Raw genomic sequence first — 26,802 nt, 5'->3', positions numbered from 1 at the left:
GTAAAGCGCGTGAGATAATTATGAGCAAGCCAAATTCGACTTTTCAGTTTAAGAACACAGTAGGCGAACGCACCTTCGGCTTTGTCGATCTTGCCGAGTTAATGGCGAAGGCCACGCCGGCTCGATCTGGTGATCGCTTAGCCGGTGTGGCCGCCGAAAGCGCTGAGGAACGTGCCATTGCTCAAATGACGCTTGCCGATGTCCCTCTTACTCTTTTCCTTGAACAAGCACTTGTTCCCTACGAAGAAGACGAAATTACCCGACTAATATTAGACGATCATGACAAAACTGCCTTTTCTTTGATTTCACATCTTACTGTGGGCGGGTTTCGTGATTGGCTATTAAGTGATTTAGCCTCCAGCGACGTGCTTATTCAGATTCGCCCCGGTGTAACACCAGAAATGGCGGCCGCCGTGAGTAAAATCATGCGTAATCAGGATTTGATTCTGGTCGCGAAAAAATGCCATGTAAAAACCGCGTTTCGCAACACCATTGGTTTGCCTGGGCATTTGTCGACGCGCTTACAACCAAACCATCCAACCGATGATTTAACCGGCATCGCGGCCAGCATGTTAGACGGTTTGCTCTACGCCAATGGTGATGCGGTGATCGGCATCAACCCTGCCACCGACAACGTGCAGCAAGCCACGCGCTTGATTAAGATGATGGATGAAGTCATCCAGCATTATGAAATCCCCACTCAATCTTGCGTTTTAACTCACGTGACCAATACCATCGAATGCATCGAGCAAGGCGCGCCAGTAGATTTGGTGTTTCAATCGATTGGCGGAACCCAAGCCACCAACGACAGCTTTGGTTTTAACCTAGCGAATCTGGCCGAAGCGCAAGACGCCGCCTTGTCGCTGAATCGCGGCACGGTTGGCAACAACGTTATGTATTTCGAAACAGGCCAAGGCAGTGCCTTGTCCGCCAACGCCAATCACGGCTTAGATCAGCAAACGTGCGAGGCTCGCGCCTATGCCGTGGCACGTAAGTTCAATCCATTGCTGGTTAACACGGTAGTCGGTTTTATCGGCCCTGAATATTTGTACGATGGCAAAGAAATTACTCGCGCAGGTTTGGAAGATCACTTCTGCGGCAAGTTGCTTGGCTTACCCATGGGTTGCGACGTCTGTTACACCAACCACGCCGAAGCCGACCAAAACGACATGGATAATTTACTGACACTTTTAGGTGTCGCTGGTTGCACTTTTGTTATGGGCATCCCAGGTTCCGACGACATCATGTTGAACTACCAGACCACCTCGTTCCATGACGCACTATATGCTCGCAAGGTATTAGGATTGAAGCCTTCACCAGAATTTGATCTTTGGTTAGCCAAGATGGAAATCTTCAAAAACAACGAGCAATTTACGCTCAACCACCAGCTACCCGATGCGTTTCATAAGTCACTCAATCGTATGATTGGAGGTCGCTCATGAGCCAAAACATCCCTAAATCTAATAAGTCCTTCCCTACTCACCCGCATGCTTCTGTGGTTACTGGAAAAGAAGAACCCGTGACGGAAAACGCATGGAGCAAGCTTAATGCCTTTACCGACGCACGTGTGGGCTTGGGGCGTTCAGGTATCAGCGTTCCAACCAAACATCTATTAGCCTTTCAGCTGGCCCATGCTCAGGCCATCGATGCCGTTCACACCCAACTTGATAGCGGGGCTTTGTCGAAGGCTCTTTTAGAGCAAGATTGGGTGAAAGATTGGACGAAAAACTGTGCCCCCCTAATGCTGCACAGTCGCGCGACGGATCGCGCAACCTATCTACAGCGTCCAGATTATGGCCGCCGATTAGACGAAGAATCCGCCAATAAACTAGACGAACATCGAGCTTCCACAACGCAAAATTATGACCTTGCCATTGTGGTGGTGGATGGTTTGTCATCACTGGCAATAGAGCAAAACACGCTGCCTTTTCTGCAAGCGCTTGCTAGCCATATAAACGATTGGAAGCTAGCGCCTATCTGTTTTGTAAAACAAGGCCGAGTGGCCATTGGCGATGATATTTGCGAAAGACTAAACGCCAAGTGCGTTTTGGTGTTAATAGGCGAACGCCCGGGGCTGAGCTCGCCCGATAGTTTAGGTTTGTACCTAACTTGGGGCGGCAAAGTCGGCTTTACCGATGCCTATCGCAACTGTATCTCCAATATTCGACCAGCGGGGTTGGTTTACCAAGAAGCGGCGCGCAAAGCCTTTTATTTATTAAACGAAGCACGAACCCTGAAGCTGTCTGGCGTCAAACTCAAAGACAGATCAGACGATGATTTAATTATGGACACCAGCAAGGAGTCGAAGAACTTCCTCATCTCTTAGGGACAAGAAATACATAAGCCCATCGGGCAAAAATGACGGTTATACCACTTAACTAGAGCATAAAAGGAACGACAATGAGTGATCAATTAGATAAGGAATACCTGGCAAAACGCCAGTTAAAAAGGGGCTCCGCTGGCTGGATTTTGCTAGCGGGTTTAGGGGTGTCTTACGTAATTTCAGGCGATTTCGCAGGCTGGAACTTTGGTATCGCTGAAGCTGGCTGGGGTGGCTTTGCCATTGCTGCCGGATTGATGGCCGTGATGTATCTGACGCTGGTTTTATCCTTGGCAGAAATGTCCGCAGCGATCCCAGCGGCAGGCGGCGGTTATAGTTTTGCTCGCCAAGCAATGGGGCCTACTGGCGGCTATTTAACAGGATTAGCCGTGTTAATCGAGTACGCTTTGGCCCCTGCGGCCATTGTCATTTTCATCGGCTCTGCGGTGGAAGCCCTCCTAGGATTTAATGGGCCTTGGGTTTATGCGGCGTTTTATCTTGTTTTTATTGCCATCCACTTGGCTGGGGTTGGTGAAGCACTAAAAGTCATGATGGTCATCAGTGGCTTGGCGGTTATCGCCATCTTAGCAACGGCGGTTGCCTTGATTGGTGATTTTGATACAAGCCGTTTATTCGATGTTGCCGTAACCGATGCCGCTGGCGCGTCTGAGTTTATGCCAATGGGTTGGTATGGTATTTGGGCAGCACTGCCATTTGGTATGTGGTTATTCTTGGCTGTTGAAGGCGTTCCTCTTGCAGCTGAAGAAGCCAAAGACCCAGCGAAAGATGTGCCTAAGGGCATTATCGGCGCGATGATTTTCTTACTTTTCACTGCACTTTTAGTGGTGTTTTTATTGGCGGGCGCAGCAGGTGCAGACGCCATGAGTAAGAGTGCCGTGCCTTTAGTGGATGCCTTGAACTTTGCAGGTCACGGAACCTTGGCAACCGCGGTTAACGTATTGGGACTTGCTGGCTTGATTGCCTCTTTCTTCTCCATCATCTACGGTTACAGCCGTTTGGTATTCGCTTTGTCTCGCGCCGGTTACCTTCCGAAAAGCTTGTCTGTTACCGATAAACGCAAAGTGCCTTCTCGTGCCTTGATCGTACCTGGTATTTTGGGCTTTCTTGCTTCTTTAACTGGCGAAGGCGACCTGATGTTAGCCATGGCCGTTGTTGGCGCGACTGTGTCATATGCCTTGATGGCGTTAAGCCATATCTTATTGCGCATCAAGCAACCAAACATGGAACGCCCATATAAAACACCTGGCGGTATCGTTACCTCATCTATCGCTTTTGTTTTGTCTCTATTGGCTTTGACTGGTGTTTACGCTTACGATCCACGCGCGTTTTTCTACACGCTGGTATTGTTTGCCATCGGTGCCGCTTACTACTTCTTGTACAGCAAAAACCGCCTTGTGGCGAAAACACCAGAAGAAGAATTCGACATGCTGGCGGCGGCCGAAGCAGACCTTGCTGCCACGGTTTAATGTTTCCTAGATGTCATAACTGATAACTTAAGCGCATTATTTATGCGCACGAAAAAGCCCCCGCATTTTTCAATGCGGGGGCTTTGTTTTGGACTAGTTTACGACTTAAAGCGAATTACGATTTAGCAAGGTTCATACTTTGCAAAGCAAGACGTTCTGGCTCCATCATATAACGGTAAGACAAGGCCGCCACGATACCACCAATAAAGATAGCGTAGTTTGCCAAGGCACTAAATACGAAGGTCGCTAAGATAGAAACCGCGCCCGCAATAACCAAGGCATACACACTCTTCTTATTCACCCCATTTTCATACCAATAAGCGCCTTTTGGTGACTCTGTATACAAGGCAGCTATATCGATGTTGCCTTTTTTGATAAAGAAGTAATCCACAATAATAATGCCGTACAAAGGCCCAATCATCGCGCCCAATACATCCACTGTGTAATGAATCACTTCTGGGTTATTGAACAAGTTCCAAGGCGTTAGTAAAACAGAACCAAATGCGGCAATAAAACCACCCGCTTTAAAGCTGATTTTCTGTGGAGAAACATTCGAAAAATCAAACGCTGGCGCAACAAAGTTCGCCACGATATTGATACCCACTGTCGCAAAGATAAACGTCAATGCACCCAGTACTGTGATAAAACCAGAATCAAGACGTTTCACGGTTTCCACTGGATCGGTGATCATCTGACCAAACACAGGAATCGAAGCCGAAACAATCACCACACTGAACAAAGAGAACAACACAAAGTTAAACGGTAAGCCCAACAGGTTACCCAATTTTAATTTTTTATAACTGCCGCAATAACGAGAGAAGTCACTAAAGTTAAGTGTTGGCCCTGCGAAATAACCCGCGACCAAGGCAATCGCAATAAACATCTGCGCATACACATCTAGGCCCGTCAGATTATTTGAGCTCAGATTGAAACTGATGTTTTCCCAACCCGCTAGATTTATCATATAAATACATAACGCAAACATAGCGATGTAAATAGCAGGGCCAGACCAATCAATCACTTTACGAATCATGTCCATACCAAACATAAACACAATGCCTTGCACGACCCACATAGCAGAGAAGCCAATCCAGCCTAGGTAAGACAGACCGATAAAAGATTCGTCCGCAAGCGATGCCATTTCAGGGAAGAAGTACAGCAACAAGATAATAAAGGAACTGGATGCCAGAAAGGTTTGAATACCGTACCAGACAACCGCGATCAAGCCTCGAATAATGGCCGGAATATTCGCACCGAACACGCCGAAAGACATACGAGCAACAACAGGAAATGGCACACCTGCTTTTTGTCCCGGCTTACCCATCAGATTGGCAAACACCAATACAATGGAAATCCCCAATAACAGACTGATAAATACCTGAATACCATTTAACCCTAAGGCAAACAAACTGGCGGCAAACACATAACCACCCACACTGTGCACATCGGACATCCAAAAAGCGAAAATGCTATACCATCCCCACTTTTGATCTTTCTCCGGCAGTAGATCGCTATTCGCTAATCTAGGGCTTTGCTCAAATTCTTGTTTCATGGTCTTGTTCCTTTTTAATTGTATACAATGACAAATACAATTTATGTGCCAAAAACAGAAACCCAAGAATTTAGGAAAAAACACAATTTACAGACATAAAAGCATCTTATAACGCACTAATCCGAGTCAAAAACAAAATAAACACACCATTTCTGTGCAACATGATTGGACTTTTATTTGAGATGTACCTGACGAGTTGTCGTGCTATATTATTTCATCAACAATATTTACCAATAGATTGTATACAGTTAATAGAGAGCAACATGTCCAATGACGAGAACATCTACCGACAAATGTTAAAAGCGATTGTCGAACACCAACTGCCACCAGGTGCGCGCTTACCAGAAGACCGTCTATCAGAGGCCTTTGGCGTAAGCAGAACCGGCATTCGCAAAGTATTACAGCGGCTCGCCTTAGAACATTTTGTGGTGATCGAGAAAAACAAAGGCGCACAAGTAAATCACCCAAGCAAAGCAGAGGCATTAGAAGTACTAGACAGTCGAATATTAATCGAGCCACAACTCATCCCTGCTTTACTATCGCACTGGAATTCGGCGCAGTCTCAACGCTTTCGCACTATGGCGATAGAAGAAAAACACGCAGAAGAAAGTAATCAACTTGCTGACTCTATTCAGTTAACCGCTCGCTTTCATTATGAATTGGCCACATTATCAGGCAACAAAGTGCTCGCCAGCTTTATCGAACAGCTTTGTTATCGATCTTCTTTAATACTGGCTGCTTACGGCACACGCGGCAGTGTTGGTTGCGACTGCGGCGAACACTCGGAGCTACTGGATCTTCTTGATCAAGGAAACGCAGACAAGGCGCAAAACTGGATGAGTCATCACCTTAAACACATCAAATCCTCACTCATTCTCGAAAGCAAACCTGAAGAGAGCATAGATTTCCAACAACTTTTTGGCCGCTAGGAGCACCATGCGAATCCAACTAATCAACCCAAACACCAGCGCCGACATGACTCACGCTATGGCGCTGAGCGCGCAATCTATAGCTCTTGATAGCACCCATATTATCGCTAGTACTCCAGAGCATGGCCCAAAAAGCATCGAATGTGCTTTTGATGAAGTCATCGCCAGCGCGGCTCTTCTCGATCTTATCGAACAAGGCAAACAACAAGGTGTCGACGCTCACATTATTGCTTGCTTTGGCGATCCAGCTTTAGATGCGGCGCGCGAATTAGCTGACGCACCTGTCATCGGCATTGCTGAAGCGGGCTTTCACATGGCCAGCCTGATTGCCCATCGTTTTGGTGTTGTAACCACGCTATCTCGCACTTTACCAGCGAGTGAGCATTTACTACAAAAGTATGGTCATAAGCATCATTGTAGCGGAGTAAGAGCCACCGACATCCCTGTTTTGGCATTAGAAAATATCGGTCCTGAAGCCTATCAACTTCTGAAAACGGAATGTTTAGCGGCTATCGAACAAGATGGCGCCGATGCCATTGTGCTAGGTTGTGCTGGCATGTCGAATTTGGTCAAACAACTTTCATCAGAACTGCCGGTTCCTATTATTGATGGCGTTGTCGCCGCGGTAAAACTGGCAGAATCATTGCATCAGTTAGGCCTACAAACCTCTAAAAAAGGTCAATATGGGCAGCGGGTTAGCAAAGCTTTTACTGGGCGCTATGCTCATTGGAGTCTATAACCGCTCCCAAAATACCTTACAAACAATGGAACACAGACCATGAAGCATTATTTAGAACGCGATTACGCGGGTTATGGCCGCCAAGGGCTGCCAAACGTAAAATGGCCAAACAACGCCCGAGTTGCCCTACAGTTTGTTTTAAACTTTGAAGAAGGCGGTGAAAACTGCGTCTTACATGGTGATGAACATGCCGAGACTTTTTTGTCGGAAATTTTCGGTGCACAGCCTTTCAAAGATCGTCACATGAGCATGGAATCCCTTTACGAGTACGGCTCCCGCACTGGCGTTTGGCGTATCCTTAACGAATTCGAAAAACGCGGACTGCCGCTGACGGTTTTTGCCATCGCCACCGCCTTACAGCGCAATCCGGAAGTAGCAAAAGCTTTTGTCGAAGGCCAACACGAAATCGTCTGCCATGGCTTAAAATGGATTCACTACCAAGACATGCCCATCGAGCAAGAACGCGAACACATGCAACAAGCGCTCGCCTTAATCGAAGAAGTTACCGGCGTTAAACCTGCTGGCTGGTACACAGGGCGCGACTCGCCAAATACTCGCGCCTTAGTGGCCGAGCAAGCGCAACTCAAATACGATTCCGACAACTACGGCGACGACCTACCTTACTGGGTAAAGGTCGACACTCCAAATGGTGGCAGCAAACCGCACCTAATCGTGCCGTATACACTAGACTGCAACGACATGAAGTTTTCCTCGCCTTATGGCTTTAATCACGCGGAGGAGTTTTTCCAATACTTGAAAGACAACTTTGATTGTTTGTATGAAGAAGGCGCGACCGCACCCAAAATGATGTCCATCGGCATGCACTGCCGAACACTCGGTAAACCAAGTCGTTTTATAGCACTGAAGAAATTCTTAGACTACGTGCAATCCCACGACGACGTCTGGATCGCCCGCCGTGGAGACATCGCGGATCATTGGATCGAAAATCATCCTCCAGAATGATTTGGCGTTAAAAACCTTTTAATACAATGACCAACAAAGAAATGGAGAGCGCCTGTATTCACTTTACAACGGCGCTTTTTCCTCTCTATTCGATGCAAAATAGCATCCACGCCAACACGCTTCTTGACATGGTAGCCACAAAGCCTTTTAATGATATTAATTATCATTTCACTATTTAAGGCTTGGTTTCATGCCGCACAATGCGAACCACAGTGTGCAACATGACGTAATGCACTCTTTATATGTCAACCACCACAACTGGCTATTCACATGGATTCGTAAACGTTTAGACAGCCAATACGATGCCGCAGATTTAACTCAAGATACTTTCTTGCGTATTCACGCGAAGCAAAATGCGGCAACCATCAAGGAACCCAAGGCATATTTAGTAACTATTGCCAAAGGTCTTGTTTGTCATTTTTACAGACGAAAATCGTTAGAACAGGCGTACCTAGAGCTGTTAGCAAAGCAGCCAGAATCTTTCGTCATTTCGCCTGAAAATGAGTTCATTATTTTACAAACCTTGGAGGAAGTAGACGCTTTGCTGAATGGCCTTCCAAGCCAAGTAAAGCAGGTATTTTTGCTAGCGCAAATAGAGGGTAAAAAGTATCAACAAATAGCCGATGATATGCAGCTTTCTCTCGCCACAGTGAAGCGATACATGAAACAAGCTTATGTTAAGTGCTTTGTGTTGATGGGGGACGACTTGTTTGAATAAAATATCAAAAAAGAGCATGCACGAAGCCGCTGATTGGCTAATCAGACAACAAGAAAAGCCTCTCACTGACAGCGAGCAAAAACAACTACAAGGTTGGTTAGAAGCAGACAAAGACAATCAGCTCGCATGGCAACGAGCCCAACACTTTATCAATCAAGTGGACACTTTACCTAAAGACATTGCTTACGCAGTATTGAATCGACTTGACGATGCAACACGTCGTTTAAATATTGGCAAGCTGGCATTATTATTGGCTTCTGGACCGTTAATTTGGGGAGGCTATAAAACAGTCGACAGTCAGCAATGGAACGCCGATTATCGCACTGCGAAAGGACAGCAAAAGCAAGTCACCTTACCAGACGGTACTATGGTGAAGCTCAATACGGCAACGGCATTTGATATTTCTTTTAATGACAAGGCACGCTTATTATCACTGCGAGAAGGTGAAATCCAAGTTCATACTGTATCGACACACTCTCAACAGCTGCCCTCTTTCACAATCAAGACACAGGATGCAATTTTATCGCCCTTGGATGCGAATTTCACCGTACGCCAATATAGCGGTCTAACCAGGTTAGGGGTGATTGAGGGTCAGGTTGAAGCGTCACCTAGTCTGTTAAAAAACACTCAAGACAATACCATTAGCACAGGTTATCAAATCGAGCTATCCAGCCATGGTGTTTTATCTCGTAAAGCACTCGCATCAGAAACCACTTCATGGCTAGACAACATGCTAGCTGTTCACAATATGCCATTAAACCAGTTCATCAGAGAAGTCTCCCGCTATCATAGAGGCTTACTACGAGTTTCTCCCGATATTGAAAACATCGATATATCAGGAGCTTTTCCTCTTAAAAACATCAATACCATTTTCAGCATGCTATCGCACACCTACCCTATTCAAATAAACAGTCATCTGAGGAATTATTGGGTCACTTTAGAAGCCGTTTAAGGAAGTCAAAAACCACCTAATCAAAAAAAACGAATTAATTCCTATTTCGGCTGACACTTTTTTTCTTTTCAGGTGGCTTAGTAGTTAAACAACTAATAAGCATCCTAATTTGAAAAAGGAGGTGGCCATGTCTACCCGTAAAAAAACACATTTAAAAACACAATTTCAGAAAGCGATCAGCACAACATTAACCTGCAGTGGTTTAATAATCGCGTCTGGTATTAGCCCACTTACTTTGGCACAAGAAGCACCAAGCCAGAGCGTTCAGCAACCACTAAAAATTGAAGCTGGCAATCTTGGAAACGCCCTCACTACGTTTGCTGCTCGTCACAATATAGCACTCTCATTTAACTCAACATTAACGCGAGATCTTCAAAGTAAAGGCATTTCCGGCAACACTAGTCCGATAGAACTCATTGAGCAATTGTTATCTACTACTGATTTAGAGATGGTTCCTAATCAAGATGGTACCTATAGCTTGGTAGAACGTGGTCAGTATCTGACAACAGACAACCAAGCAATTAATCTTAATGCTATGGTTATCCAAACCAGCCGCTCTAATACGAAAAAAGAAGACAGCCCTCAGGTCATTACCGTTATCAATCGTGAGCAAATCGAGGAGCAGCTTTCTATTTCAACCGATAGCTCTCAAGCCCTGTCTAACCTTCTGCCCGCTTATTCTCCAAATACACAAAAACTGAATAACAGCAGCCAGACATTCCGCGGCCGTTCTGTTTTATACATGATAGATGGTGTGCCACAGTCCAACCCCATTCGAGAAGGCAGTCGATCTGCCCACACTATTGACCTTTCTATGGTGGAACGCATCGAAGTTATCCATGGCGCAACCGCCGTTCACGGCCTAGGAGCAACTGGCGGCATCATTAACTTCATCACCAAATCAACGCGCTCCAACAAGCTAAAACAACATGTCGATGTACAAATGACCACACCGACTGACGAACTAAGCAGCGACACCTTATCTTATAAAATTGGCTACCAAGCAGAAGGTTCACAAGGCGATTTCGATTACCTTGTCGGTCTAACCAACGAAGTACAAGGCATGTACCTAGATGCCGATGGTAATTATGTTGGAGCAGCAACGGTTCGTGGTGACATAATGGACTCAAAAAGCTATGACACATTCGTCAAGCTTGGTTATTGGCTTAGTGACGAAAAAAGATTGGAACTAGAAGTTAATAAATACCAAATGAAAGGACGCATGAATTTTACTGGAGTGGATGGTGACAGAGATAATGGTGTTGCAACCAGTTCTGTCAAAGGAACTCCTTCAGAGGGTGTGGCTCCTTACAACGATGTGCAAACTACCAGCCTTTTGTATACTGACAGCGACCTTGATGGCATGGAGTTTAAAGCCCAAGCTTTTCATCAAGATTTTGAAGGTCGTTACGGAGCATCAAACTCCAACAGTTTTCAGGACACCAGCATTGCTCCAAGCGGCACCCTTTACGACCAAAGCCAAAACCAATCTGAAAAAATCGGTGCGAAATTTAGCCTGACCAAAAATGACCTATTAGATAATACTTTAAGCATCACGACAGGGTTAGATTTACTACAGGACAAAACCAGTCAGACATTGATATTAACCAACCGCACTTATGTGCCAGAAACAGAATATACCAACTATGCACCTTTCATTCAGTTTGAATATAAGCCAACCGAGCGCTTGGTGTTGCAGGCAGGTGTTCGTGATGAACACGCTAAATTAGACGTAGGCACCTATCAGACAGTGGCCGCTAACAACGGTGTGACAGTCAATGGCGGGAGCCCAAGTTTCCACGAAACTGTCTACAACGCAGGTGCTGTTTTCAAAATAACACCGGCCGTAAGTGTTTTCACCAACTACTCACAAGGCTTTGGCATGCCTGACGTTGGACGCGTACTTCGCGGGGTTGATATTACAGGTCAAGACGTTGATTCGCTGATAGATCTATCCCCAATTGTGACCGATAACTATGAAGTGGGATTTCGTGTAAACCGCCATCCATACGATTTCGAATTAAGCTACTACGAATCTGATTCAGACCTAGGTAGCCGTATCGTTGAAGAAAATGGGCTTTATATTGTCAAACGTGAAAAGAAAGAAATTCAAGGCGCAGAAGCTTCTTTAGGATTCCAACTAAACAAAAAGCACAAGTTGCAAGCCAGCTATTCTTTCATTCAAGGTAAATCAGACACAGATGGTGATGGAAAGGTAGAGACTAAGCTAACAGGAGCTGATATATCACCAAACCGTTTAGTTACTTCATGGAACGCAAATTGGAATGAAAAGCTGTCTTCTTTACTGCAAGTAAGCCACGCCTTCAGCCGAAGCTTTGATAATGAGGATTTAGACTTTGACGGATATACTCTAGTCGATGCATCTATTGGCTATAAACTGCCAGTAGGCAAGATGAATGTCTCAGTGGCTAACCTCTTGAACGAAGATTATTTCACTTACTATTCACAAGCCGCCTACGCAAACGACAGCTTCTACTTCAAAGGAAGAGGCCGTACTGTGACATTGGCTTATGGCTTAGACTTTTAACCTCCCAAAAACGACGAGAACAACCTCCTCCTCTTACCTTCAAGGGGAGGATTAAGGCGAGGTTGTTTTCTTTCTCAAAGGCAAAGGACAGGAGCCGCAATACACTGGCGGCTCAGTCGCTTGGTAGTAAAAACAACAAGTACGTCGAACTCGAACAGGGTTTTCCGATAGTGCCGTTAACTGCTTATCTCGATAAAAAACCGTCAACGGATTCTCTTTTAAGCCAAACAGCTTCGTCGTAGTTTCATCAAGCAAATACGCATAATCCGCTTCCGCTATCGCCCTTTTCTCTTCAGCAATATTGGTAAGAATACGCTGCTCGTAAATGCTAAAAACCCGCACAGCGATGTTTTCCCAGAGAACGCGCCGAGAGACTTTTGTTAAGTGGTAAAATTTCTCGACCAATAAGGTTAGATGTCCAGCAAACACCTTACCTAGAATCTCATTTCGCCAAACTTCTCGACTTTCTTTATCCGAACGTTTCCAAACCGACACAGATGTGTCTTTTAATGGCATTTTAGATTGCCATATGCGGTTTTCGAGCGGATATTCAAAGACACTGTTTTCTATTGAAGCATCAAGCCCTTTATCAAAACTCGACATAGCATATAAAACAGGCGCAAGAGTAAGAAATGCCACACGCTTGATTACTAAAGACGCCGTTACTTTAAGATTTGGAGCGCCGAGTTCTGGCATGATTTTGCGTAATGTATCTAGACACAAGTCGTCATCTAATAACTTGCTTGAATCAATCGCAAGCGGCTCATCTTGCTGATAAGCCTTAAGCCCAAATCCCGCCAATACTTCCCACTCAGCAGAAAGGAGTACATGCTTATTGTCTTGTTTAAACATTCTCAACGGCCTGAGTGTCGACCTTGCGACCTTTTCCATAAGGAATACACATTGGCGTACCAAACAGTGGATCAGCGCTAATATGACATTCCATATCAAACACTGCTTTCACCATGTCATGATCTAAAATCGCCTCTGGTGCGCCTTGGCAAAAAACCGTACCGTCTTTAATGGCTATCATTTTATGGGCGTAACGAGCAGCCAGATTCAAGTCATGTAACACCATTAGAATAGTCGTATTCTGGGTCAAATTAAGCTCAAACAGCAGATCAAGAATCTCTATCTGATGGGTTAAATCCAAATAGGTTGTCGGCTCGTCTAGTAACAAAATATCGGTATTCTGCGCCAGCGCCATGGCAATCCAAGCTCGCTGCCTCTGACCACCAGATAAAGCATCAATGGAACGACCAGCAAACTCAGTCATATTGGTGTCTTGCAAGGCTTTACGTACTAAACGCTCATCTTCTTCCGTCCAGCTTTGCAACCAATTTTGATGTGGATATCGGCCTTGACGAACCAACTGCTCAACCGTTAAACCTTCTGGGACGACAGGCCCTTGCGGAAGGATAGCCAGCTTGCGAGCCACGTCTTTTCCAGACAATGAATGAATATCAGCGCCATTCAAGAGAATCTGCCCTGAGGATGGCTTTAATAACCGCGCAAACGACTTCAGTAAGGTAGATTTACCACACCCATTGCCGCCCACCAACACAGTGATTTGCTTAGATTCAATAACTAAATCCAAAGACTTAATAATGGTTTTTTTCTCATAACCTAAAAACAGCGCCACACTTTCTAATGGACTCTGAGCTAATAAATTATCGTCTACTAAAGAATGTTCAGACAAACTCATGATTAAAAAATCCCAATATGGCTAACCGACTCAGAAACGCTGTCGATAGAGTAAATAAATAAAGAATGGCGCGCCAATAGCAGACACAAAGACACCAGCAGGAATGTCCAAAGGCTGAAACAATAAACGACCACATAAGTCTGCCAGCATGACCAAACAAGACCCCACCAAGGCCGAGGTAGGCAGTAACAGCGCGAAACTCCGCGCAACAAGACGTCTAGCAATGTGTGGCGCGATCAAGCCAACAAACCCCACCGCCCCAGCATAAGCAATCGCCGGAGCCGCCATAATCACACTCAAAAACAACAGCGACAAACGCAAACGCTGCACGGATATCCCCAATCCAGTTGCCAACTGATCGCCCAATTCTTGAGTATTCACACGACGCGCTAAATAAAACGCCAACGGCCATGAAATCAGCAACCAAGGTAACAAGGCCTTCACCTCAACCCAACTCGCACCATACACACTGCCCGTTAGCCAGATATACGCGGTAATGCTGGTAGAAAGTGGGCTCGCGGCAATAACAAAGGTCGTCACCGCACCCATTGCCGAAGAAATACCAATACCGACCAATACCAGCCGCATCGGGGTCACGCCACTATTCCAAGCAAGAGTATAAATCAACAAAGCTGCCAAAAAAGCGCCCGCAATGGCAAAAACAGGCAACCAAACTAGGCCGATTACCATTGCGAAAAATGATAGAAAACACACGGCCGCAGCGGAAGCGCCACCAGTAATACCGATGATATCTGGAGACGCTAACGGATTACGTATCATGGATTGCAGTACTAACCCAGACGACGCCAACGCAGCGCCCACCATGGCCGCCATCAGCACCCTCGGCAAACGCAAGGTTTCTACCACAAACTGAGTTCCCTGATCACCATGACCAAGCAGAGCCTGAAGCACACGCGGCAGAGCTATGAACTCCTCACCAAGGCACAGAGAAAACAACATAACAGCGAGAAAGAAAGCAAAGAGCGCGAGCATCGACCACAGAGAGCGAACAGGGGTCGAGAAAGAGAAAAATCGATGACGAACGCTAAAAGACTTACTCACGTTTGCCTCCTTTACGTGCCAAATAAATAAAGAAAGGCGCGCCCAAAATCGCTGTCGTCACACCAATGGGCACCTCTTCTGGCATAATCACAAAACGACTGATGACATCGGCACACAACAGCAAAATTGCCCCCCATAAAGCACTTAATGGGATCAACCATTTATGATCATAACCCACCACGGAACGCACCATATGTGGCACCATCAAACCGATAAAACCAATACTGCCACCCAATGCGACCGAACCGCCAGCTAAGCCAATAATTAGCAAACTCAGTACAACCTTTATTAAAACTGTGTTCTGCCCTAATCCTTTAGCAATATCGTCACCGGACAATAAAATATTGATCTGCGGTGCCGCCAGTATCGCCAACACAATACCAACAACAAAAGCGGGCACTAATGGCATCACCATAGACAAATCACGACCAGATAGAGAACCAGCTACCCAAAACAACACACTGTCTAAGCCTTCTTGACCAATCACCAAAATGCCTTGGGTAAACGCCATGAAGAGCGCGGAAATTGCTGCCCCAGACAAGACAATACGCACTGGAGACAATCCGTCTTTTCCTAAACTGCCCAAGCCATACACCAAGGCGCCAGCCACGCTCGCCCCTAAAAAAGCCAGCCATAAAAACGTATTCAGGGAAGTCACCGAAAAGAAGGTCGAAAACAAAACAATCGCAAACACGGCGCCCGCGTTAACACCAAAAATAGACGGTGATGCCAACGGATTACGCGTTAAAGCTTGCATCAAGACACCGGAAACCGCCAGCGCCGAACCGACTAAACAAGCAACAAGAGCGCGGGATAAACGCGTGGTACGGATAATAACGTGATCTATCGATTGAGGATCGTATGCCCAAAATGCCGTCCAAACGGATTTCATTGAAACAACATACTGGCCATAGACAATGCTCCCCATTAAAGAGACCATCAGGCATAAAAGAGACAGAGCAAGAAGACCCCATTTAAAAGTACGACTACTGAGTAAGACCATAAACGCTCTAGTGGCCTGCCTGAGGTAAGTTATAGATTTGGTATAGCTGATCCAAGATTTTCTCAGCCCCTAAAATCCCGCCTGACAACAACCAAGCCACATTATCTACTTCATACACTTGCTGGTTTTTAGGGGCGGTGAGCATCTTCCATAATGGGTGGGCACGCCACGCATCGTAATTTTGCTTAACGGCTGCATCATTAGACTGCTGGATAATAAAGAACACGTCCGCGTTCACACTTGGCAAGGCTTCCTTCGTTTTCAGCTTAACACCCCAACCTTTTTCATTTGGCAAAGGAAATTGAAAGCCTATCTCCTTCAACACCACACCCGAAAAACTTTGCTTCAAATACAAGCGCAAATGATCCGCGCGAATATTTAAAACCGCGGCGGTCAAAGGCCAGTTTGCCTCGCGCTGCTTGATGGCCTTACGGAAAATCCTAATACGCTGCTGAAAAACATTCCAAACCTGCTTACCTTTCTCTTGCTTGCTCAATGCTTCAGCGGTTAAATCCAGGGTGGTTTTAAAGTCATACACATTTTCTGCCATTACCGTGGGCGCGATCTGTGACAATTGACGATAGATCTTTTCATGACGAGACTTGGTACCAATTATTAAATCTGGTTTCAGCGCTACAATGGCTTCTAGATTTGGCTGAGTTTCCAATCCCACATGAGCAACGTCTTGCAAATCATCTCGCAAATATTCATAGGTTGGCTGCTGTGCCCAAGAATCCACCACACCAACTGGCGTCACACCCAACGCCACTACAGAATCCGTCGCCCCTTGAAACAAGGTCACCACACGTAAGGCTTTTTTGGGCACATCAGTGCTGCCCATCGCATGAGAGATCGTCTTTGTTTCTGACGCCATGACCGGAGTCACAGGCACAGCAACCAAAACACACATCGCCAGCAACAACACCCAACGTTTTACTCGGTTTACCTGCATCTTGAGGAGCTTCCTTAGATTGTTATTTTTAGCAAAGGCTTATAATAACAATTATCATCCTCATAAACATTAAACATGGTGTAAAAGACCAGATGAAAGACAATAAAAAAGCCTGAACCATGTGATTCAAGCTTCTTAGATTTATGCTCAGTTCTATTTGAAACGTATAGTGCTAAAACACCACATCTTCCGGCAAGGTAACGAAAATCGAGTGTCTGACTTCGTTGAATAATGCCTTACTGCAATGGCCTTCGCCTTCGGTGTCTTCTAACAAAACCACATCACCTGCACCAAATTGGCGGGTTTCACCAGACGACACTTTAAACTCACAACGGCCTTTTATAATGAACAAAAGCTGACGCTGCGGCGCTGGATGCCATTTAAAATCGTAGTCGCTTGGAGTCTCACGAAAAATCATCTCACCCGCTAGAAAACGCTCCGACAAGAAACCGATGGGGCCACCATCACGAACATCAACATTCAAATCACCGAAGTGGCTTTTACCCTGATCATCGTTAAAAATACGCGTAAAAATCATCAAAATTCTCTCTACTTACAAAATTTATAAGTTCTAGTCTGCTCGTTTACCGTCATCATAAGCGTCCATGCAATTCAATTGGCTTGCGTATTGTCTCGTTCCTCGACACGTCGACACCCATTAAGCACATGGAAACTTTTACCCGCGTATTCATACTTGCTCGTTTACCGTCATCATAAGCGTCCATGCAATTCAATTGGCTTGCGTATTGTCTCATTCCTCGACACGTCTGCGCCAATTAAACGCATGGAAGCTTTTAACCGAAGAAGGCTAGCTTCCCAGCATAACGTGAAAGCGATTCTTCAACCGCCCATCACAAACTGCACCCAGAATCACGCTAGAGCGATTCTTCGAGCTTGCTCGGGGAGCGAAGCGTGATACTGGGTTCAGTACAACAGGAGCGAGGCGTTACACCAAATTCTGTATCGCATGGCTCAACACCGCCAAGGTCACGGCCACATCTGGCGTATCAATCGCTTCCGCTGGGTGATGACTAATGCCTTTGTCGCAACGCATGAATAACATAGCCACAGGGCAAATATCCGCAATCGCCATGGCGTCGTGTCCTGCGCCAGAGAACAAGGTGTGAACCGGAATATTTTGTACTTCAATCGCTTTGCGCAACACGCCTTGTAGTTTCGCGTCGCAATGCACCGCGTCAGCAGCATGGGTCGCTTTGCGCTCAATACCTACATTACGACGGGCCGCAATGGCGTCTAATTCCTGCAAGATTTCATCGAGCGCGACGTCACGTTTGTCATCAAACTCGCTGCGAATATCGAGGGAAAAGCCTGTGTTGCCTGAAATGACGTTCACGCCATTAGGGCGATTCTGAATACGCCCAACGGTGGCGACTATGCCATGATTTTGAGCGATTTTTTCCACTGCAAGAATCATCTCACTGCTGGCACAAAGCGCATCTTGGCGAAGGGGCATTGGCACAGTTCCCGCGTGTCCGGCCATGCCGGTGATGTTAAATTCAAAGCGTTTTGCACCTGCGATGGCACTCACCACGCCAACGGGTAAATCCAAGTCTTCCAGCACTGGTCCTTGCTCAATATGCAGTTCAAGGTAACCGAGTAAATTATCTGTCGCGATGGCCGCATTTGGAATGCTCGCAAAGTCTGAGCCAAAGTCTTTCAATGCTTGCGATAAACTAATGCCATCGCTGTCTTTCACATCGGCCCAGCTTTCAGGCCATTGACCTGTTAAAGCACGACTACCAAGCAAGGTTGAGCTAAAACGCGTACCTTCTTCGTCGCCAAAGCCCACTACATCCAAGTGAAAAGGCAAACGAACACCCGCGGCTTGCATCGCTGCGATCAAGGTAACAGGTGTAATCACACCCAACATGCCATCGTATTGACCGCCGTTTGGAACCGTATCCAAATGGCTGCCCATGATAAATCGCGGTGCATCAGGGTCGGCTGCTTGCCAACGTCCCCATAGATTACCTGCTTCATCTTGCCAGGTTTGCATGCCCGCTTCTTGCATCCAGCCGCCCACCAATCCATTGGCTTGTTTGTGTTCTTTGGTGAGATAACGACGATCTAGGTAATCGTCGCTTTGACTGATTTTGCCAAGTTCGTCACAGCGGTCCATGACCAACTGAGCGAGTTTGCCGTAATCTGTCATTATTTTTCTCCTGCGTAAACCGACATGGCTGCATCTACTGCAGCGCCAGCAGGTAATGCAAAGCCAGCGCGACGAAGTACGGTTTCTAGGGACTGTAAAGTATGCAAAACAGCGTCTTGGCGAGCGTTGTAACCCATGGTGCCAATACGCCACACCTTGCCTTTTAATGGCCCAAAGCTAGTACCGATTTCGATATTAAAAATGTTCAGCAAATCATGACGTATTTGTTCACCATCAACATTAGACGGAATATATACACCAACGACGTTGCTCATTTTGTGTTTCAAATCACCAAATGGCTGCAATCCCATAGCAAGAACACCTTGCAGCATGGCGTTGCCAGCCAACTGATGACGTTGAATCACCGCATCTTGGCCTTCGGTCAATAACTGAATCGCACACTCACGAGAACCAAATAACATGGTTGCCGCTTCCGTATGGTGGTTCAAACGCTCATCGCCCCAATAATCCATGATCATAGGCAAATCAAAGTAGTTAGAACGAATACGCATGCCAGACGAACCTTGGTGATGAGCATCACGAATCCCCGCTTCCACATGGGCGCGTTTGCGTACACAAGACACAAAGCGATCACTTAATGTAATTGGCGCACTGCCTGATGGGCCGCCAAGACATTTTTGCAAACCCACTGACACAGCGTCGATTTTCCACGCGTCCACTTCCAACGGGTTACCACCAATCGATGCCGTAGCATCGGTATAAAACAACACATCGTGAGCGCGACAAATATCGCCTAGCTCTTCTAATGGCTGAAACATGGTTGTCGAAGTATCGCCTTGTACAATCGCCAATAATTTTGGCTGTACTTTCTTGATCGCGTCTTCAATTTGCTGAGGATCAAACACTTCTCCCCAAGGCACTTCGATAGTATGAACTTCGGCATCAGCGCGCTCAGCAATCTCCGCCAACAAGTGACCAAAACGACCAAAGATAGGAATCAGCACTTTATCGCCAGGCTCTAAACAAGACACCAAAGCCGCTTCAATACCGGCACGAGAAGTACCATCGATTAAAAAGGTTTGCTGATTCTGAGTATTAAAAACACGACGATACAGCTCCATGACTTCGTTCATGTAACTGGTCATGGTGGGATCGTATTGTCCCACTAGCTGAGTCGACATCGCCGACAACACCCGTGGGTAACAATTGATCGGGCCTGGGCCCATTAATAATCTTGGCGGCAATGAAAGCGGCTGCATAATAATCTCCTAACCTAAAACCTGATAAAGCATTTTGATGCCAGTAAAAATCAACACCACAGCAAAGACTTTCTTCAACTTGGAAGCATCTAAACGATGTGCCAATCCCGCACCAACAGGCGCAAACAAAACGGTCAATGGAATGATGCAAGCAACGCCGATTAGGTTCACCAAGCCGATGGTGCCATAAGGCGCATCAAACGGACTTTGACCAAAAATCAGCATGGTTAATGCCGCAGGTAATGAGATGATCAAACCCACCGCAGCGGCGGTGCCGACTGCTCGATGCGCAGGATAGTTACAAAAAGTCAGTGTCGGAACCGTCAAGGTGCCACCACCGATGCCCACCATAGAGCTAAAGAAGCCAATACAAGTCGCCATAACACTTTGACCCGCGTTGCCTGGTAGGGATTTGAACACGCTGTCTTTTTTGCCCAGCAACATATTTAGCGCAGATAAAGTAGCAATGACGCCAAACAACAAAGACAACCATTGACCATCCACACGTGTTACGACAAAACTACCAACCATGACACCGAAAAAGATGAAAAAGCCCCAACGTTTCAGCAAGTCGAAGTCCACATTGCCTTTGGCTTTATGTGAACGAATCGAGCTTATAGAAGTAGGAATGATGGTCGCCAATGACGTCGCCGTTGCCACAAGCATGGCAGAATCAGCACTGACGCCCATACCTTGATACAAGAAAAACAACACTGGCACGATAACGATACCGCCGCCAACACCTAACAAACCGGCTAAAATACCGCCAACCACACCGGTGGCCATCATGGCGAGAATCATGGAATAGTTTTCCATTATGAATGACATTTTTCTGTTCGCTCCTAAGTGAGATGATTACTAAATAAAAGTATTACTAACTAAACGTATTTTTAAATGACCGTGTTTTTAAATAACAACCTTCTTAAATAACAATGCTATCGATGGCTAAGCCATCACTTCGTGGATCTGTTGATGCGTCGGTGTGCCCATCTTGATGAAGCACCACCGCACCCGCGTGACCCATTAATTCATTGCAGGAATCAATGATGACTAAATCATGCCCACGTCGCACCAATTCCTCGGCGACGACATCGGCAAAATCTCGCTCGATTTTCAAATTATGACTGACATCGCCCCATGTTCGACCGAGCAACCAACGACCTTCGCTGATGGCTTTATCCAGTGGCATATTGTGGTAAACATAACGACTAAATAACGCAGCTTGAGTCTGCGGCTGGCCTTCTCCGCCCATGGTGCCGTAACTCATACGACGGCCATCGTTTAGTTCAGCAAACGCGGGATTCAAGGTATGAAAAGGTTTTAGATTCGGTCCAAGTTCTTGCAAGGAACCTTTTTCCAACGAAAACGACGAACCGCGGTTGTTCCACACAATGCCAGTAGAAGGACTCACCACACCGCTGCCAAACTCCCAATACAGACTCTGAATATAACTGACCATGCGGCCTTCACTGTCACAGGCGCCCATCCAAATAGTGTCGCCATGCTTGGCTTGATGAGGCCAAGGCTGCGCACGCTCTAAAGCGATCTCGTGACACATTTTTTCTAACTGTTCGTCATCCAATAAAGATGACAAATCCATTGCCAAACGCGATTCGTCGGTAACAAATTCATTACGCGCGATAAAGGCTTGTTTAGTGCATTCGATTAACAAATGCGCCATGTCTGTGGCGGTTTTTCCTTGTGTATAAAGCTTGTCATACAAAGCCAAAATCAATAGTGACGCGATGCCTTGTGTCGGCGCGGACAAGTTATACAGCGAGCCAACACTGGTTTTCACCTGCAAAGGTTCTACAGACTTTGCTTGATACGAATGGAAATCCGCCAAGCGAATCGGAGAACCCGCCGTCGCTAAATCTTTCGCTAATCGCGCGGCAATATCACCCTGATAAAAATCGTTTAAACCCTTCTCTGCGAGTTGTTCTAGCGTGTGTGCCAGTACTGGCAAGGTCAAGTTATCACCCTGTTCGTACAGGCTGCCACTTTTTAAAAACGACGATGCAAAACCCTGAACGTATACCAAGTCGGCAAAGGTTTTTTTGCTGGCATCGACGTAGGTTTTTGTCACTGCGCTGCCGTTTTTCGCTAACTGAATCGCATCATCAAGCAAGGTCGTTAACGGCAAGTTTGGTGCGTTGGATGCGGCTTGCCAAGTTTGGCTCACAGCAAGAGCTTCTTGCCAACCAGCAACAGCGCCAGCCATGGTCACAGCCGCTTTGCCGCCACGTGCTGGAATGCTATCGTAACCTTTATAAAAATCCAGTGTCGCCAGTTCCGCCGCCTTACCGGAAGCATCAATGCCGATGGGCGTTTTACCTGGCTCGCTGATCAACCAAAAACCGTCGCCACCCAAGCCATTCATGTGTGGATACACCACGGCAATTGTCGCTGCTGCCGCCACCATGGCTTCTATTGCTGTTCCGCCTTGCTCGAGGATTTTTCGACCGGTTTCTGTGGCCTTAAAATGCGGCGCCGTAAACGCTATCTCGCTCTTTTTCATGACGCTACTCCATTAAGGTTTTTGCGAACTCAATCAGCGCTAAATCTGTGCCTTTTGAACTCACTAAAGACAAGCCACATGGCGCACCATGCAAGGTACAAACCGGCAAATGCAATTGCGGTAAGCCAGCCAACCCTGCAATGGCGGTAATATCCATTAGCTGATTACGATACGCCGCGAGATCGTCATCTGCCGCATCAAATAAAGGCGCTAACCCTGGCGTGGTCGGGATGATAAGCACCGACCCTTCTATTTCGTTTTCTAGCCAACCGGTAAAACGCTGCCTTTGCTGTTTTGCTGCGGCAACATCGGCTTCAGTTATAGTTTGGCACCAGTCAAAACGCTGCTGAATGTCTGGCGAAAATACCGCTTTCCCCTTTTCCAAAGCACCGACTTCTGTTATCCACTTGCCATGTTCATGCCAAATTTCTGCGCCTTGTAAGGTTCGAAATGTCTCGCTGGTTTTCCACACTTTGGTATCGATTACGACAGAAGACTCTTTTGGAAAACAACCTTGCTCACGCCATATTTGAAGCTGACTATGTAGCTCTTCCACGTGAGCGACTTGATCAATTAAATTCTTAGCAATCAAGACGTTATTAAATTCTTTAGAAGGTTTTCTTTTCAGCAATGTAGCGGCGGTTTTTGCTAACGCGTCTAAGTCTCTGGTAAGCCAACCTACCGTATCGAAAGACGGCGCAAGGGCGACCATGTTATCGGATGGAATCACCCCATGGGTTGGACGTAATCCAAACAAACCGTTATAGCTTGCTGGCACACGAATCGAACCGCCAGTGTCTGTGCCCAAACCTATATCAGCAAAGTCGGATGACACAGCCACCGCCGAACCCGATGACGACCCGCCTGGGAGACGATTAGGTGTCACCGGATTTGAGGGTGTTCCGTAGTGAATATTTTGGCCATTAAGGCTGTAAGCCAACTCGTCCGTGATGGTTTTTCCACAAAAAATAGCGCCGTCACTCAGTAAAGCAGCAACGCTGGAAGACGTTTTTGTCGGAGTGGGATGAGTCGCCAACCAAGTCGGATTGCCTGCGGAAGTCGGCAGTTCTGCCATATGAAACAAGTCTTTCACCGCCAACCGCAAACCACCCAATGGCAAAGTAGGATCAGCTGATGAACTGTCGTTCCAAGTCGTTTCACTTAAGTTAAGAAAGGGATTTTGTACGATGAAATGTTTCATATGTCCTCCGCCTGTGTAGAACATATGAAACAATCGTTTCACCATTCTGTCAACTGAAACGAAAAATAAATCTATTTATTCTGAAAAATATCAAAGGCCGTTAAGGCTCTAACTCATCCAAATCTTCATACAACGCCGAAATCGCCTGCGTCTGGCGGCTAGCCGCATCACCCAGAACTCCAAACACGCGATTGCACAACATAGAAATCAGGCTCATCGGCGCAGCGTAGCTGTCGAATGGACTTTCGTTACCAAGGTGACAAACCAGCACGTGAGATACCTGTTGGTTATAAACCTGCCCTGTGGGATCGGTAATCAAGATGGTATTTCGGCCTTTCAAGGCTTCTACGATTTGCTTGAACTGGCGGGTACGGCGTCTAAAACCCAACAACACAACAACTTCATCATCCAGAATATCGTGTAGGTCTTCCCCTAAGGTTTGACCTGGCTGTGGCAATAAGCGCACGGAATGACGCACTTGTTGCAACTGCTGACGAAAATGCAACGCCAATGGATAGGCATTACGAAAACCGATCAAGGTGACTCGGCTTGCTTTGGCTAGGCGTTCGCTGATCTCGTTCAGAGTGTCTGGTCGTAAACCTTCGAAGGTTAACGACAAGTTTTTTAACTCTTGTGCGGTTTGATCCAAAGAGGAACCTTGGGTGAATATCGGCACGCCGCTTTCTCGTAATGCAAGCTGTGCGTGTTTCGCGCCTTGCTGAGAATCGTAGCCAAGCTGACGAAAGAAACGACTCACAGTCGCTTTTGACGTATTGGTGTTTTCAGCAATCTCGGCCGACGTTTGACTCACAATCGCCAAGGGATTCTGTTGTAAATAGTTCGCTATGGATCGCGCTGACGGAGACAGTGTTGGGTAAGTCTGCTCGATCAGGGATAGCACATCCTGCTTTGTCGCCACGGGTTAACCTCAATTCGGGATATTTTGCTCTACGGTAATTGATTATCGTTGAGCTGCCAACTTAGATTATTGCTTTAAGGCCTTGTTGTACGATTTGATCTCTAGAAAAAGCGATCACGCACCAAAAAGTCACCATCGCCCCATGATGGCGCGCAAAATAAAGCCCAACCTCCCCATTTCATTGCATGCCTTCTCGTTATTACACTTTGCGATAATGGGTTTCATACTCGACTTGCAGTGTTTTGTTACATAAATCAACAGTTAAGAAACTTTTGTTTCAGATTGGCATGGGTGTTGCAAATTGTGTTTCAGGCATTCACAAAACACAAATAGGATCCCCCTCATGAAAAAATTGACCAAACTACTAGGCAAAGCACTGATCATCGCAGCGGGCTTTAGCGCATTAAGCGCAAGCGCAGACGTATTGCAGGATATAAAAGACCGTAACTTGATTCGTATTGCTGTTCCTCAAGATTTCCCACCGTTTGGCTCTATTGGTACGGATTTGAAACCACAAGGTATCGATGTGGATATGGCAAATTACATCGCGAAGGAAATGGGCGTGAAGATCGAGATCGTTCCTGTCACCAGCGCCAACCGTATTCCGTACCTGCAAACGAAAAAAGTAGATTTAGTCATTTCTAGCCTTGGTAAAAATCCAGAACGACAAAAAGCCATCGACTTTTCGACTCCTTACGCTCCTTTCTTCTTAGGTGTTTTTGGTTCTAAAGAGGTTGCCGTGTCAGAAATCGGTGAGCTAGCAGACAAAACAGTAGGCGTTACTCGTGGTTCAGTAGAAGATTTAGAGCTTGAGAAAAACGCACCGAAATCTGTCAACGTACGTCGCTTTGAAGACAACAACACCACGCTAACAGCTTACCTATCAGGTCAAGTTAATTTGATTGCTACTGGTAATTTGGTTGCCGCTGAAATTGCGAAACGTCAGCCACAACGCGCACCAGAAAGTAAATTCATGCTGAAAGACTCGCCTTGCTACATAGGTATGGCAAAAGGCGAAACGGCTCTACAAGCTAAAGTGAATGAGCTGATCAAAGGCGCCTTGGCATCGGGTGAATTAAACGACATTTCCATGAAATGGTTAAAAGCACCACTACCTAAAGGCTTCGGCGCATAAGGCTTTCGTTATGTTGTATTTCTCTGATCTATTGCAATACAGCGACGTGTTCCTCAGTGGCTTAAAAACCACTGTCGAACTCACTGTACTGACAACGATCTTGGGCGTGGCATTAGGAACAGCCTGCGCGACGATTCGCCAATATGGCAACCGAGCCAGTCAACGCGTCGTCAGTGTGTATGTGGAACTGATCCGTAATACGCCCTTTATTGTTCAATTGTTTTTTATCTTCTTTGGTCTCCCTGCTATTGGCATGATGTTGTCGCCATGGGAAGCCAGCATGATTGCTCTGACTATCAATCTTGGCGCCTACAGTGCTGAAATTATCCGCGCAGGCCTTGGTAGTATTTCCAAAGGCCAAATAGAAGCAGCAAAGGTACTAGGGCTGAACTTTCGCCAAACACTTACTCGCGTGATCTTCGTTCCAGCATTTGAAAAAATTTATCCGGCACTTACCAGCCAATGCATCATCGTCATGCTGGGGTCAGCTGTGATTTCTCAAATCTCAGTAGAGGATTTAACTTACGCAGCCAACCTTGTGCAATCACGTAACTTCCGTGCTTTTGAAAGCTACTTCGTGACCGCGCTCTTGTACCTTGGTTTGTCTATTTTGTTGAGATTTGCTTTCAACGCTTTAGGAAAACGCCTATTTGCTTATCGTACAGCCGATTAAAGGCATTCTTAAAAAGAAGAGGATGAAAAGCAA

24 protein-coding genes are annotated in these 26,802 nt (G+C 46.3%); 11 read left to right on the top strand and 13 right to left on the bottom strand.

The window, feature by feature from the left end; translation table 11 throughout:
• Nucleotides 1-20 precede the first annotated feature (20 nt).
• The 3 genes from KDW99_RS02245 to eat all read left to right on the top strand — a co-directional run bounded on the left by KDW99_RS02245 (nt 21) and on the right by eat (nt 3,807).
• Nucleotides 21-1,442 (top strand): ethanolamine ammonia-lyase subunit EutB, encoded by a 1,422-nt coding sequence (locus KDW99_RS02245; RefSeq protein ID WP_255827710.1) that lies wholly within the window; start codon nt 21-23, stop codon nt 1,440-1,442.
• The gene (eutC, locus tag KDW99_RS02240) at nt 1,439-2,326 is read left to right on the top strand and encodes an ethanolamine ammonia-lyase subunit EutC (protein WP_255827709.1); all 888 of its coding nucleotides are present in this window, start codon (nt 1,439-1,441) and stop codon (nt 2,324-2,326) included. The genes KDW99_RS02245 and eutC overlap by 4 nt, the downstream gene beginning before the upstream one ends.
• Nucleotides 2,327-2,400: 74 nt before the next feature.
• Nucleotides 2,401-3,807, top strand: coding sequence for an ethanolamine permease (gene eat / locus KDW99_RS02235; RefSeq protein WP_255827708.1), 1,407 nt, complete (start codon nt 2,401-2,403; stop codon nt 3,805-3,807).
• Between the two features lie 115 nt (nt 3,808-3,922).
• Here eat and KDW99_RS02230 read toward each other — a convergent pair whose 3' ends face one another.
• Nucleotides 3,923-5,359, bottom strand: a complete 1,437-nt coding sequence (locus KDW99_RS02230; RefSeq protein WP_255827707.1) for an NCS1 family nucleobase:cation symporter-1 — start codon at nt 5,357-5,359, stop codon at nt 3,923-3,925.
• 263 nt (nt 5,360-5,622) lie between these two features.
• On the opposite strand from KDW99_RS02230, the gene KDW99_RS02225 reads away from it, so the two are divergent.
• The 6 genes from KDW99_RS02225 to KDW99_RS02200 all read left to right on the top strand — a co-directional run bounded on the left by KDW99_RS02225 (nt 5,623) and on the right by KDW99_RS02200 (nt 12,208).
• Entirely contained in the window at nt 5,623-6,288 is a 666-nt protein-coding gene (locus tag KDW99_RS02225; RefSeq protein ID WP_255827706.1) for a GntR family transcriptional regulator, read from the top strand.
• Between the two features lie 7 nt (nt 6,289-6,295).
• On the top strand, nt 6,296-7,027 hold the full coding sequence (locus KDW99_RS02220; RefSeq protein WP_255827705.1) for an aspartate/glutamate racemase family protein: 732 nt from the start codon (nt 6,296-6,298) through the stop codon (nt 7,025-7,027).
• 39 nt (nt 7,028-7,066) lie between these two features.
• Nucleotides 7,067-7,990, top strand: coding sequence for an allantoinase PuuE (puuE, locus tag KDW99_RS02215; protein WP_255827704.1), 924 nt, complete (start codon nt 7,067-7,069; stop codon nt 7,988-7,990).
• A gap of 190 nt (nt 7,991-8,180) precedes the next feature.
• Nucleotides 8,181-8,708: a sigma-70 family RNA polymerase sigma factor gene (locus KDW99_RS02210; RefSeq protein ID WP_255827703.1), complete on the top strand. Its 528-nt coding sequence runs from the start codon at nt 8,181-8,183 to the stop codon at nt 8,706-8,708.
• Nucleotides 8,701-9,660 carry a FecR domain-containing protein gene (locus KDW99_RS02205; RefSeq protein ID WP_255827702.1) on the top strand — a complete coding sequence of 320 codons (960 nt, stop codon included), beginning with the start codon at nt 8,701-8,703 and terminating at the stop codon, nt 9,658-9,660. The genes KDW99_RS02210 and KDW99_RS02205 overlap by 8 nt, the downstream gene beginning before the upstream one ends.
• Before the next feature lie 127 nt (nt 9,661-9,787).
• Nucleotides 9,788-12,208 (top strand): TonB-dependent receptor domain-containing protein, encoded by a 2,421-nt coding sequence (locus tag KDW99_RS02200; protein WP_255827701.1) that lies wholly within the window; start codon nt 9,788-9,790, stop codon nt 12,206-12,208.
• A 51-nt stretch (nt 12,209-12,259) separates the two neighbouring features.
• Here the strand turns inward: KDW99_RS02200 and KDW99_RS02195 are convergent, their stop codons facing one another.
• The 12 genes from KDW99_RS02195 to KDW99_RS02140 all read right to left on the bottom strand — a co-directional run bounded on the left by KDW99_RS02195 (nt 12,260) and on the right by KDW99_RS02140 (nt 24,961).
• Nucleotides 12,260-13,060, bottom strand: coding sequence for an IucA/IucC family C-terminal-domain containing protein (locus KDW99_RS02195; protein WP_255827700.1), 801 nt, complete (start codon nt 13,058-13,060; stop codon nt 12,260-12,262).
• Complete coding sequence (locus KDW99_RS02190; protein ID WP_255827699.1) at nt 13,053-13,913, bottom strand: ABC transporter ATP-binding protein; 861 nt, start codon at nt 13,911-13,913, stop codon at nt 13,053-13,055. Before KDW99_RS02190 ends, KDW99_RS02195 begins: the two co-directional genes overlap by 8 nt.
• A gap of 30 nt (nt 13,914-13,943) precedes the next feature.
• On the bottom strand, nt 13,944-14,975 hold the full coding sequence (locus KDW99_RS02185) for a FecCD family ABC transporter permease (RefSeq protein WP_255827698.1): 1,032 nt from the start codon (nt 14,973-14,975) through the stop codon (nt 13,944-13,946).
• Nucleotides 14,968-15,978, bottom strand: a complete 1,011-nt coding sequence (locus tag KDW99_RS02180; RefSeq protein ID WP_255827697.1) for a FecCD family ABC transporter permease — start codon at nt 15,976-15,978, stop codon at nt 14,968-14,970. The genes KDW99_RS02185 and KDW99_RS02180 overlap by 8 nt, the downstream gene beginning before the upstream one ends.
• A 7-nt stretch (nt 15,979-15,985) precedes the next feature.
• Nucleotides 15,986-16,930, bottom strand: coding sequence for an ABC transporter substrate-binding protein (locus KDW99_RS02175; RefSeq protein WP_255827696.1), 945 nt, complete (start codon nt 16,928-16,930; stop codon nt 15,986-15,988).
• 172 nt (nt 16,931-17,102) lie between these two features.
• The gene (locus tag KDW99_RS02170) at nt 17,103-17,468 is read right to left on the bottom strand and encodes a cupin domain-containing protein (RefSeq protein WP_255829244.1); all 366 of its coding nucleotides are present in this window, start codon (nt 17,466-17,468) and stop codon (nt 17,103-17,105) included.
• A gap of 408 nt (nt 17,469-17,876) precedes the next feature.
• Nucleotides 17,877-19,103 (bottom strand): allantoate amidohydrolase, encoded by a 1,227-nt coding sequence (locus tag KDW99_RS02165; protein WP_255827695.1) that lies wholly within the window; start codon nt 19,101-19,103, stop codon nt 17,877-17,879.
• On the bottom strand, nt 19,103-20,323 hold the full coding sequence (locus tag KDW99_RS02160) for a pyridoxal-phosphate-dependent aminotransferase family protein (protein WP_255827694.1): 1,221 nt from the start codon (nt 20,321-20,323) through the stop codon (nt 19,103-19,105). The genes KDW99_RS02165 and KDW99_RS02160 overlap by 1 nt, the downstream gene beginning before the upstream one ends.
• Before the next feature lie 9 nt (nt 20,324-20,332).
• Nucleotides 20,333-21,151: a sulfite exporter TauE/SafE family protein gene (locus tag KDW99_RS02155; RefSeq protein ID WP_255827693.1), complete on the bottom strand. Its 819-nt coding sequence runs from the start codon at nt 21,149-21,151 to the stop codon at nt 20,333-20,335.
• Nucleotides 21,152-21,245: 94 nt separating this feature from the next.
• Nucleotides 21,246-22,841 carry a gamma-glutamyltransferase family protein gene (locus KDW99_RS02150; protein ID WP_255827692.1) on the bottom strand — a complete coding sequence of 532 codons (1,596 nt, stop codon included), beginning with the start codon at nt 22,839-22,841 and terminating at the stop codon, nt 21,246-21,248.
• 4 nt (nt 22,842-22,845) lie between these two features.
• A complete protein-coding gene (locus KDW99_RS02145) occupies nt 22,846-24,042 on the bottom strand; it encodes an amidase (protein ID WP_255827691.1) in 1,197 nt (398 codons plus the stop codon).
• A gap of 100 nt (nt 24,043-24,142) precedes the next feature.
• Complete coding sequence (locus KDW99_RS02140) at nt 24,143-24,961, bottom strand: MurR/RpiR family transcriptional regulator (RefSeq protein WP_255827690.1); 819 nt, start codon at nt 24,959-24,961, stop codon at nt 24,143-24,145.
• 343 nt (nt 24,962-25,304) lie between these two features.
• Here KDW99_RS02140 and KDW99_RS02135 point away from each other — a divergent pair, with 343 nt between their 5' ends.
• Together KDW99_RS02135 and KDW99_RS02130 are read left to right on the top strand one after the other, a co-directional pair.
• Nucleotides 25,305-26,096, top strand: coding sequence for a transporter substrate-binding domain-containing protein (locus KDW99_RS02135; RefSeq protein ID WP_255827689.1), 792 nt, complete (start codon nt 25,305-25,307; stop codon nt 26,094-26,096).
• A 10-nt stretch (nt 26,097-26,106) separates the two neighbouring features.
• Nucleotides 26,107-26,769 carry an amino acid ABC transporter permease gene (locus KDW99_RS02130; RefSeq protein WP_255827688.1) on the top strand — a complete coding sequence of 221 codons (663 nt, stop codon included), beginning with the start codon at nt 26,107-26,109 and terminating at the stop codon, nt 26,767-26,769.
• The last annotated feature ends 33 nt before the right edge of the window (nt 26,770-26,802 follow it).

The sequence above is a fragment of the Marinomonas rhizomae genome, assembly GCF_024397855.1.
GTDB classification, from domain to species: domain Bacteria; phylum Pseudomonadota; class Gammaproteobacteria; order Pseudomonadales; family Marinomonadaceae; genus Marinomonas; species Marinomonas rhizomae_A.
The sequence above is the reverse complement of the archived record's forward strand: the minus strand, read 5'-3'. Positions and strand labels throughout refer to the sequence as shown.

Excerpts from the sequence above, each read along its gene's own strand:
- KDW99_RS02170 (WP_255829244.1), bottom strand. The coding sequence starts at position 17,468 with ATGATTTTTACGCGTATTTTTAACGATGATCAGGGTAAAAGCCACTTC.
- KDW99_RS02195 (WP_255827700.1), bottom strand. The coding sequence starts at position 13,060 with ATGTTTAAACAAGACAATAAGCATGTACTCCTTTCTGCTGAGTGGGAA.
- KDW99_RS02150 (WP_255827692.1), bottom strand. The coding sequence starts at position 22,841 with ATGAAAAAGAGCGAGATAGCGTTTACGGCGCCGCATTTTAAGGCCACA.
- KDW99_RS02135 (WP_255827689.1), top strand. The coding sequence starts at position 25,305 with ATGAAAAAATTGACCAAACTACTAGGCAAAGCACTGATCATCGCAGCG.
- KDW99_RS02145 (WP_255827691.1), bottom strand. The coding sequence starts at position 24,042 with ATGAAACATTTCATCGTACAAAATCCCTTTCTTAACTTAAGTGAAACG.
- KDW99_RS02155 (WP_255827693.1), bottom strand. The coding sequence starts at position 21,151 with ATGTCATTCATAATGGAAAACTATTCCATGATTCTCGCCATGATGGCC.
- KDW99_RS02245 (WP_255827710.1), top strand. The coding sequence starts at position 21 with ATGAGCAAGCCAAATTCGACTTTTCAGTTTAAGAACACAGTAGGCGAA.
- KDW99_RS02130 (WP_255827688.1), top strand. The coding sequence starts at position 26,107 with ATGTTGTATTTCTCTGATCTATTGCAATACAGCGACGTGTTCCTCAGT.
- KDW99_RS02225 (WP_255827706.1), top strand. The coding sequence starts at position 5,623 with ATGTCCAATGACGAGAACATCTACCGACAAATGTTAAAAGCGATTGTC.
- KDW99_RS02230 (WP_255827707.1), bottom strand. The coding sequence starts at position 5,359 with ATGAAACAAGAATTTGAGCAAAGCCCTAGATTAGCGAATAGCGATCTA.
- KDW99_RS02165 (WP_255827695.1), bottom strand. The coding sequence starts at position 19,103 with ATGACAGATTACGGCAAACTCGCTCAGTTGGTCATGGACCGCTGTGAC.
- KDW99_RS02210 (WP_255827703.1), top strand. The coding sequence starts at position 8,181 with ATGCCGCACAATGCGAACCACAGTGTGCAACATGACGTAATGCACTCT.
- KDW99_RS02180 (WP_255827697.1), bottom strand. The coding sequence starts at position 15,978 with ATGGTCTTACTCAGTAGTCGTACTTTTAAATGGGGTCTTCTTGCTCTG.
- KDW99_RS02175 (WP_255827696.1), bottom strand. The coding sequence starts at position 16,930 with ATGCAGGTAAACCGAGTAAAACGTTGGGTGTTGTTGCTGGCGATGTGT.
- eutC (WP_255827709.1), top strand. The coding sequence starts at position 1,439 with ATGAGCCAAAACATCCCTAAATCTAATAAGTCCTTCCCTACTCACCCG.
- KDW99_RS02190 (WP_255827699.1), bottom strand. The coding sequence starts at position 13,913 with ATGAGTTTGTCTGAACATTCTTTAGTAGACGATAATTTATTAGCTCAG.
- KDW99_RS02220 (WP_255827705.1), top strand. The coding sequence starts at position 6,296 with ATGCGAATCCAACTAATCAACCCAAACACCAGCGCCGACATGACTCAC.
- puuE (WP_255827704.1), top strand. The coding sequence starts at position 7,067 with ATGAAGCATTATTTAGAACGCGATTACGCGGGTTATGGCCGCCAAGGG.
- eat (WP_255827708.1), top strand. The coding sequence starts at position 2,401 with ATGAGTGATCAATTAGATAAGGAATACCTGGCAAAACGCCAGTTAAAA.
- KDW99_RS02160 (WP_255827694.1), bottom strand. The coding sequence starts at position 20,323 with ATGCAGCCGCTTTCATTGCCGCCAAGATTATTAATGGGCCCAGGCCCG.
- KDW99_RS02200 (WP_255827701.1), top strand. The coding sequence starts at position 9,788 with ATGTCTACCCGTAAAAAAACACATTTAAAAACACAATTTCAGAAAGCG.